This is a genomic window from Mycobacterium sp. NAZ190054, assembly GCF_001545925.1.
In the GTDB taxonomy this organism is placed as follows: domain Bacteria; phylum Actinomycetota; class Actinomycetes; order Mycobacteriales; family Mycobacteriaceae; genus Mycobacterium.
The window spans coordinates 1-7,212 of sequence record NZ_LMVQ01000191.1 but is presented as its reverse complement, the minus strand read 5'-3'; the positions used below and the strand labels follow the sequence as shown (position 1 = coordinate 7,212).

Genomic DNA, 7,212 nt, shown 5'->3' with positions numbered 1-7,212 from the left:
CCGCTCGATCAAGGCGCTGCCGCACGCCGACAAACCGTCGGTACTGCCGGTGGTGGACGCGCTGACCGCCGCCGCGCAGGCGGTGCTGCCGACCCCGGGCCCGCTCGGCGGCGCGCTCGTCGAGGAGACCGGCCTGATCGCCCGCTGGCTCGCACAGCCCGGGGTGCGGATCGTGCGCAGCGAGGCCGGGTACTGCACACCGCTGGCGGCCGCCGGCCGTTTCTCGACGTGGGCCGCGACCGCCCGGTCCGCTCGGCTGGCCGCCGAGCAACTCGCCGAACAGTTCGGCGGATCAGAGGGTCTGGGTGAACCGCACCCAACGCGCGAGCAACTGTTCGGCCGCCCCGGAGTCGATCGCCTCCTTCGCCCGCGCCAGGCCGGACTCCCAGGCCGGAACCCACTTGGCGTCGCTGGATAGTCCGGCGTGGGCGACCAGTGCGCCGGCGGCGTTGAGCACGACGGCATCGCGCACCGGACCGGTGGCACCGCCGAGCACCGCCCGGGCCGACGCCGCGTTGGCCTCGGCGTCGCCGCCGACGAGTTCGGCGATGTCGGCGCGGGCGAAACCGAACGCGGCGGGATCGAACGTCAACCGCTCCACGGTGCCCGCCTGAACGCGCCAGATCGTGCTCGTCGTCGTGGTGGTCAGCTCATCGAGGCCGTCGTCCCCGTGCACCACCAGAGCACTGGCGCCGCGGGTGGCGAACACCCCGGCCATCACCTCGGCGAGATCGCCCCAGGCGCAACCGATCAGTCCCGCCCGCGGGGCGGCCGGGTTGGTCAGCGGTCCGAGCAGGTTGAACACCGTCGGCACCCCGATCTCGCGACGCACCACCCCGGCGTGCCGGTAGGACGGATGGAACTGCGGGGCGAACGCGAAGCCGATACCGATCTCGGACACACTGCGCGCCACCTGGTCGGGTTCGAGGTCGATCCGCACCCCCAGCGCCTCGAGCGTGTCCGCCCCGCCCGACAGCGACGACGCGGCCCGGTTTCCGTGCTTGACCACCGGCACCCCGGCCGCGGCCACCACGATCGAGGCCATCGTCGACAGGTTCACGGTGTTGGCACCGTCGCCGCCGGTGCCCACGATGTCCACCGTCGCGTTGCCGATCACCTCGGTCGGCACCCGGCGCGCGTGTTTGAGCATGATGTCGGCGAGTTCGGTGACCTCGCCGGAGGTCGGGCGCTTCATCTTCATCGCGACCGCGAAAGCGGCGATCTGCGCCGGTGTCGCGGTGCCGGTCATGATCTGGTCCATCGCCCAGGCCGTCTGCCCTGGCAGCAGCCCCTGACCCGTGGTCAGTCTGCCGAGGATCGTCGACCATGCGGGAGTCTCCGCGGAGACGTTGTGGGCCGAGGCGGGATTGGGCGCAGGGGTAGTCACGGAAGTGATTATGACGAATTGCCTGACCCGGGTGGAGTTCGACAACTACAAAGCGTCATACTTGCTCTCGTGACGAGCGCTGTAGGAACCTCGGGAACGGCTATCACGTCGCGCGTTCATTCGCTGAACCGGCCGAACATGGTCAGTGTCGGCACCATCGTGTGGCTTTCCAGTGAGTTGATGTTCTTTGCTGGACTGTTCGCGATGTATTTCACGGCGCGCGCGCAGGCACACGGTGACTGGCCGCCGGAGCCGACCGAGCTGAATCTCGCGCTGGCCGTACCGGTGACGCTGGTGCTGATCGCGTCGTCGTTCACGTGCCAGATGGGTGTTTTCGCCGCCGAGCGCGGCGACGTGTTCGGGCTGCGCCGCTGGTACACCCTGACATTCGCGATGGGCTTGTTCTTCGTGCTGGGACAGGGCTACGAGTACCTGCACCTCGTCCAGCACGGCACCACGATCGCGGGCAGCGCGTACGGCACCGTCTTCTACCTCGCGACCGGTTTCCACGGTCTGCACGTCATCGGCGGTCTGATCGCCTTCGTCCTGCTGCTGCTGCGCACCCGGATGAGCAAGTTCACGCCCGCCCAGGCCACCGCCGCGATCGTCGTGTCCTACTACTGGCACTTCGTCGACATCGTGTGGATCGCCCTGTTCGCCGTCATCTACTTCGTCCGATGATCGGCTCTGCCCGGAAAGCCACAGGAACCAAGCGGATGAGAAGGGGTTCGATGACCAGCAAGTCGCGCCGACGGCTGCGCCGACGCGTCACAGCGGCGCTGCTGCTGCTGAGCGGATTGGTGATGGCCGGTGGCCTGGCGGCCACGTTGACTCCGTCACCACAGGTCGCGGTCGCCGATGAATCGGCGTCGGCGATGCTGCGCACTGGTCAGCAGCTCTACGAGACCTCCTGCGTGTCCTGCCACGGCGTCAACCTGCAGGGCGTCGCCGACCGCGGCCCGAGCCTGATCGGTGTCGGCGAGGCGGCGGTGTACTTCCAGGTGTCCACCGGACGTATGCCCGCGATGCGCGGCGAGGCGCAGGCACCGGACAAGCCGCGCCAGTTCGACGAGGCGCAGACCGACGCCCTCGGCGCCTACATCCAGGCCAACGGTGGCGGCCCTGTCGTCCCGCGCGACGAGAACGGCCACATCGCGTCGCAGTCCCTGATCGGTGACGACGTCGCCCGCGGCGGCGACCTGTTCCGGCTGAACTGCGCGTCCTGCCACAACTTCACCGGCAAGGGCGGCGCGCTCTCGTCGGGCAAGTACGCCCCGGATCTCGGTAGCGCGAACGAGGCGCAGATCTACACCGCGATGCTGACCGGTCCTCAGAACATGCCGAAGTTCTCCGACCGCCAGCTGTCCCCTGAGGAGAAGCGCGACATCGTCGCCTACGTGCGCGAAGCGGCCGAGACCCCCACCCCGGGCGGGCTCGGACTGGGTGGCTTCGGACCGACGTCCGAGGGCATGGTCGCGTGGATCGTCGGAATGGTGGCCATCATCGCGGCCGCTCTCTGGATCGGAGCACGGGCATGAGTGACGCGCACGACGACATCAAGGGCACCGACGTGCCGGGCCACAAGGGCGAGCCCGGCCAGCCCACCGACGCCGAGCTGGCGAAGATGACCCCCGAAGAGCTGCTCGAGCTCGGCGGCAAGCTCGACGGTGTCGAGATCGTCCACAAGGAACCGCGTTGGCCGATTCCCGGCACCAAAGCCGAGAAACGTGCCGAACGCACCGTCGCGTACTGGTTTCTGCTGGCCGGCTTCTCGGGCCTGGCGCTGCTGCTGATCTTCCTGTTCTGGCCGTGGGAGTACCAGCCCTACGGTTCCGGCGGCGAGTTCCTGTACTCGTTGGCCACCCCGCTCTACGGTCTGACCTTCGGGCTGTCGGTGCTGGCCATCGGTATCGGGGCGGTGCTGTTCCAGAAGAAGTTCATCCCCGAGGAGATCTCGATCCAGGACCGCCACGACGGTCGCTCCCCCGAGCTGCACCGCAGGACCATCGCGGCCAACCTGGGCGATGCGCTGGACGGCTCGACGATCAAGCGGCGCAAGATGATCGGGCTGTCGCTGGGCATCGGGTTCGGCGCCTTCGGTGTCGGCACCCTCGTCGCGTTCATCGGCGGTCTGATCAAGAACCCGTGGAAGCCGGTGGTACCGACGGCGGAGGGCCCCAAGGCGGTGCTGTGGACATCGGGGTGGACGCCCCGCTACGAAGGCGAGACCATCTACCTGGCCCGCGCGACCGGCAAGCCCGGCGAGTCCCCGTTCGTCAAGATGCGTCCCGAGGACCTCGACGCCGGCGGCATGGAGACCGTGTACCCGTGGCGCGAATCCGACGGTGACGGAACCACTGTCGAGTCCGAGCACCACCTGTTCGAGATCTCGATGGGTGTGCGCAATCCGGTGATGCTCATCCGCATCAAGCCCGCCGACATGTCCCGGGTGGTCAAGCGCCGGGGGCAGGAGAGCTTCAACTTCGGTGAGCTGTTCGCCTACACCAAGGTCTGCTCGCACCTGGGCTGCCCGTCCTCGCTGTACGAGCAGCAGACCTACCGCATTCTGTGCCCGTGTCACCAGTCGCAGTTCGACGCGTTGCACTTCGCCAAGCCGATCTTCGGTCCGGCCGCCCGCGCCCTGGCGCAGTTGCCGATCACCATTGATCAGGAGGGCTACCTGGTCGCCAACGGCGACTTCATCGAACCCGTCGGACCGGCATTCTGGGAGCGGCAGTCATGAGCCCACGTCTAGACGCAGCCACCATCGCGGCCAGGCAGGGTGACGCGATCGACTCGCGGTATCACCCGTCGGCTGCGGTGCGCCGGCAGCTCAACAAGGTCTTCCCGACGCACTGGTCGTTCCTGCTCGGTGAGATCGCGATGTACAGCTTCATCGTGCTGCTCATCACGGGCGTGTACCTGACGCTGTTCTTCGATCCGTCGATGGCGCACGTCACCTACGACGGCGTGTACCAGCCGCTGCGCGGTGTGGCGATGTCGCGCGCCTACGAGACGACGCTGGACATCAGCTTCGAGGTGCGCGGCGGACTGTTCGTCCGCCAGGTTCACCACTGGGCAGCGCTGCTGTTCGCGGCATCGATCATGGTCCACCTGGCCCGCATCTTCTTCACCGGCGCGTTCCGCCGTCCGCGTGAGGCCAACTGGGTGATCGGCTCGCTGCTGTTGATCCTGGCGATGTTCGAGGGTTTCTTCGGTTACTCGCTGCCCGACGACCTGCTGTCGGGCACCGGTATCCGCGCCGCGCTGTCGGGCATCACGATGGGCATCCCGGTCGTCGGCACCTGGATGCACTGGGCGCTGTTCGGCGGGGACTTCCCCGGCGAGATCCTGATCCCGCGTCTGTACGCGCTGCACATCCTGTTGATCCCGGGAATCATCCTGGCGCTCATCGGTGTTCACCTCGCTCTGGTGTGGTTCCAGAAGCACACGCAGTTCCCCGGCCCCGGCCGCACCGAGACGAACGTCGTCGGTGTGCGGGTGATGCCGGTGTTCGCGGTGAAGTCGGGCGCGTTCTTCGCGGTGACGGTCGGCATCCTGGGCCTGATGGGTGGTCTGCTCCAGATCAACCCGGTGTGGACGATCGGCCCGTACAAACCGTCGCAGGTGTCGGCGGGTAGCCAGCCGGACTTCTACATGATGTGGACCGACGGTCTGATCCGGTTGTGGCCGGCGTGGGAGTTCTACCCGTTCGGCTACACCATCCCGCAGGGCGTGTGGGTCGCCGTGGCCATGGGCCTGATCTTCACGCTGCTGGCGGCGTACCCGTTCATCGAGAAGAAGCTCAGCGGCGACGACGCGCACCACAACCTGTTGCAGCGTCCGCGTGACGCTCCGACCCGCACCGCGGTCGGCTCGGCGGCGATCGCGTTCTACCTGGTGCTGACCTTCGCCTGCATGAACGACATCATCGCGCTGAAGTTCCACATCTCGCTGAACGCGACGACGTGGATCGGCCGGGTCGGCATGGTGGTGTTGCCTGCGATCGTGTACTTCGTCGCCTACCGCTGGGCGGTGGCGCTGCAGCGCAGCGACCGCGAGGTGCTCGAACACGGCATCGAGACCGGCATCATCAAGCGGCTGCCGCACGGCGCGTACGTCGAGCTGCACCAGCCGCTGGGACCGGTCGACGAGCACGGTCACCCGATTCCGCTGGAGTACCAGGGTGCAGCCCTGCCGAAGCGGATGAACAAGCTGGGATCCGCCGGCGCCCCGGGCACCGGCAGCTTCCTCAAGGGCGATCCGCTGTCCGAGCACGAGGCGCTCACCGAGGCGGCGCACGCATCGGAGCGCCGCGCGCTGACCGCGCTGCGCGAGCACCAGGAGCGCAGCTCCGGCAACGGCTCGGGGAACGGGTCGTCCGACGGGCAGACCAACGGGCACCACTGAGCCGTAAGCGCATCAGAAGATCCGCCTCAGCCACCGGCTGGGGCGGATCTTTTCTGTGTGGGCTGTCAGACGAGGGCCGGTCTGTCGTGGTCCGCTCCCCCGCCTCGCACGCCACACGTAGTCACGTTCTGCAGACAAAGCGCGAGAAGACCCCTGCACAAAGCGGATTCGTGTGAACCCCCGAGACTTACCCAGCCGTCCGCGCCGGCGCCAGGCCGGGTCAGCTGTCGGTGTCGGAGCGCAGCTCGCGGAGGAAGTACCACGGGATGGCGCACATCCCGACGGTCACGACGCCGGCGACGCCGTAGAGCACCCACGCCGCGGTGTCACTTCCGACGGCCATCAGGTAGGTCGACGCCGAGATCAGCAGTGTCGCAGCGCCCATCGCGGCCGCGACCGACGCCGTGCAGCGCAGGTACATCCGGTCGGTGACCGGGGAGGCCGCGGCGGCCGAGCCCTGCATCCGCGGCAGCGGACCGCTGGCCTCCGCGGGACGCGAGACACGCAGTTTCTCCGTCGGCGCGTCGACGCCGCGCATCGGTGGCGGAGACGTGTCGGCCACCGGCTGCTGCGGTGCGGGCGTCGCTTCCGGCTCGCTCGAGCGGCGGGCACGCACCAGCAGCGGCACGGCCGCCACGATGACGGCCGCCGAGACGCCGATGATCGTGTACAGCACCCATGGCGTCCCGGACTCCCCCGCCGAGGCGGCATGCCCACGGGCCAGATCCACCAATGCCACGGTCGCGGCGACCGCCGCGCCCAGCGCGGCCAGCCACACGGCGGCACAGCCGCCGAGCACGAGCCGATCGGTGCGGTCGAGTGCGCCGGTGTCGAACGCGGGACGCGTCTGGATGGTGTCGGTGAGATTCGTCATCTGCGCTCCGGTGGCCTAACAGCTGGTCTGCGCGGAATTGCTGGTGTTGGAGGACAGCACGGTTCCGTCACTGGTCGTGATCGAACAGTTCAGCCGGCTGACCAGGAACAGGCTCGAGGCCTGGACCGAACCGACCTCGGACTGCGAGATCGGCGTGACCGTCAGCGACCACGGGATGTACACGTTGCGCTGAGTGCGGCTGCGCCCCGACGCGTCGACGTAGGTGACGGTGATGATGTCGCCCGGCGCCTTGGTGCCGGTCACCGAGTAGGTGACCTGGCGCGGTCCGGCCCGCGTGGTGGTCGGCGGGGGCGGCGGCGACTCTTCGGTGGTCGGTGGCGGCGGTGGGGGCGCCTCGGCGGCCTCCGGTGGTGGCGGAGGCGGCGGCTCGGTGAACTCCTGGCTGGTGTCGCTGATCATCAGCATCGCGTCGGCGTCGGGCAGCAGGCCCAGCGTGGCCGACAGGGGCGGTTGCCCGGGCCCGGCGGCGCCGGGGGGGGGGGTGGGAGGGGGGGGGGGGGGGGGGGGGGGGGGGGGGGGG

7 protein-coding genes are annotated in these 7,212 nt (G+C 68.7%); 4 read left to right on the top strand and 3 right to left on the bottom strand.

Features of this window, described 5'->3' with window-relative positions:
• Positions 1-292 precede the first annotated feature (292 nt).
• Positions 293-1,387: an anthranilate phosphoribosyltransferase gene (gene trpD / locus ASJ79_RS14815; protein ID WP_067956414.1), complete on the bottom strand. Its 1,095-nt coding sequence runs from the start codon at positions 1,385-1,387 to the stop codon at positions 293-295.
• Positions 1,388-1,456: 69 nt separating this feature from the next.
• On the opposite strand from trpD, the gene ASJ79_RS14810 reads away from it, so the two are divergent.
• From ASJ79_RS14810 to ASJ79_RS14795, 4 genes are read left to right on the top strand one after another with little or no spacing between them, the layout of a single operon-like run.
• On the top strand, positions 1,457-2,068 hold the full coding sequence (locus ASJ79_RS14810) for a heme-copper oxidase subunit III (protein WP_067956413.1): 612 nt from the start codon (positions 1,457-1,459) through the stop codon (positions 2,066-2,068).
• Between the two features lie 35 nt (positions 2,069-2,103).
• Positions 2,104-2,925 (top strand): c-type cytochrome, encoded by an 822-nt coding sequence (locus ASJ79_RS14805; protein WP_067956411.1) that lies wholly within the window; start codon positions 2,104-2,106, stop codon positions 2,923-2,925.
• Positions 2,922-4,130: a ubiquinol-cytochrome c reductase iron-sulfur subunit gene (locus ASJ79_RS14800; RefSeq protein WP_067956409.1), complete on the top strand. Its 1,209-nt coding sequence runs from the start codon at positions 2,922-2,924 to the stop codon at positions 4,128-4,130. The genes ASJ79_RS14805 and ASJ79_RS14800 overlap by 4 nt, the downstream gene beginning before the upstream one ends.
• Positions 4,127-5,797 (top strand): cytochrome bc complex cytochrome b subunit, encoded by a 1,671-nt coding sequence (locus ASJ79_RS14795; protein WP_067956407.1) that lies wholly within the window; start codon positions 4,127-4,129, stop codon positions 5,795-5,797. The genes ASJ79_RS14800 and ASJ79_RS14795 overlap by 4 nt, the downstream gene beginning before the upstream one ends.
• A gap of 220 nt (positions 5,798-6,017) precedes the next feature.
• Here ASJ79_RS14795 and ASJ79_RS14790 read toward each other — a convergent pair whose 3' ends face one another.
• On the bottom strand, positions 6,018-6,671 hold the full coding sequence (locus ASJ79_RS14790; protein WP_067956405.1) for a DUF2561 family protein: 654 nt from the start codon (positions 6,669-6,671) through the stop codon (positions 6,018-6,020).
• 15 nt (positions 6,672-6,686) lie between these two features.
• Positions 6,687-7,212, bottom strand: a 526-nt coding sequence (locus tag ASJ79_RS14785; protein WP_231750853.1) for an MmpS family transport accessory protein, incomplete at its 5' end; no start/stop codon positions are given.

Bases quoted from the DNA above. Each gene is read 5' to 3' on its own strand.
- ASJ79_RS14805 (WP_067956411.1), top strand. From the start codon at position 2,104: ATGAGAAGGGGTTCGATGACCAGCAAGTCGCGCCGACGGCTGCGCCGA.
- ASJ79_RS14795 (WP_067956407.1), top strand. From the start codon at position 4,127: ATGAGCCCACGTCTAGACGCAGCCACCATCGCGGCCAGGCAGGGTGAC.
- ASJ79_RS14790 (WP_067956405.1), bottom strand. From the start codon at position 6,671: ATGACGAATCTCACCGACACCATCCAGACGCGTCCCGCGTTCGACACC.
- ASJ79_RS14800 (WP_067956409.1), top strand. From the start codon at position 2,922: ATGAGTGACGCGCACGACGACATCAAGGGCACCGACGTGCCGGGCCAC.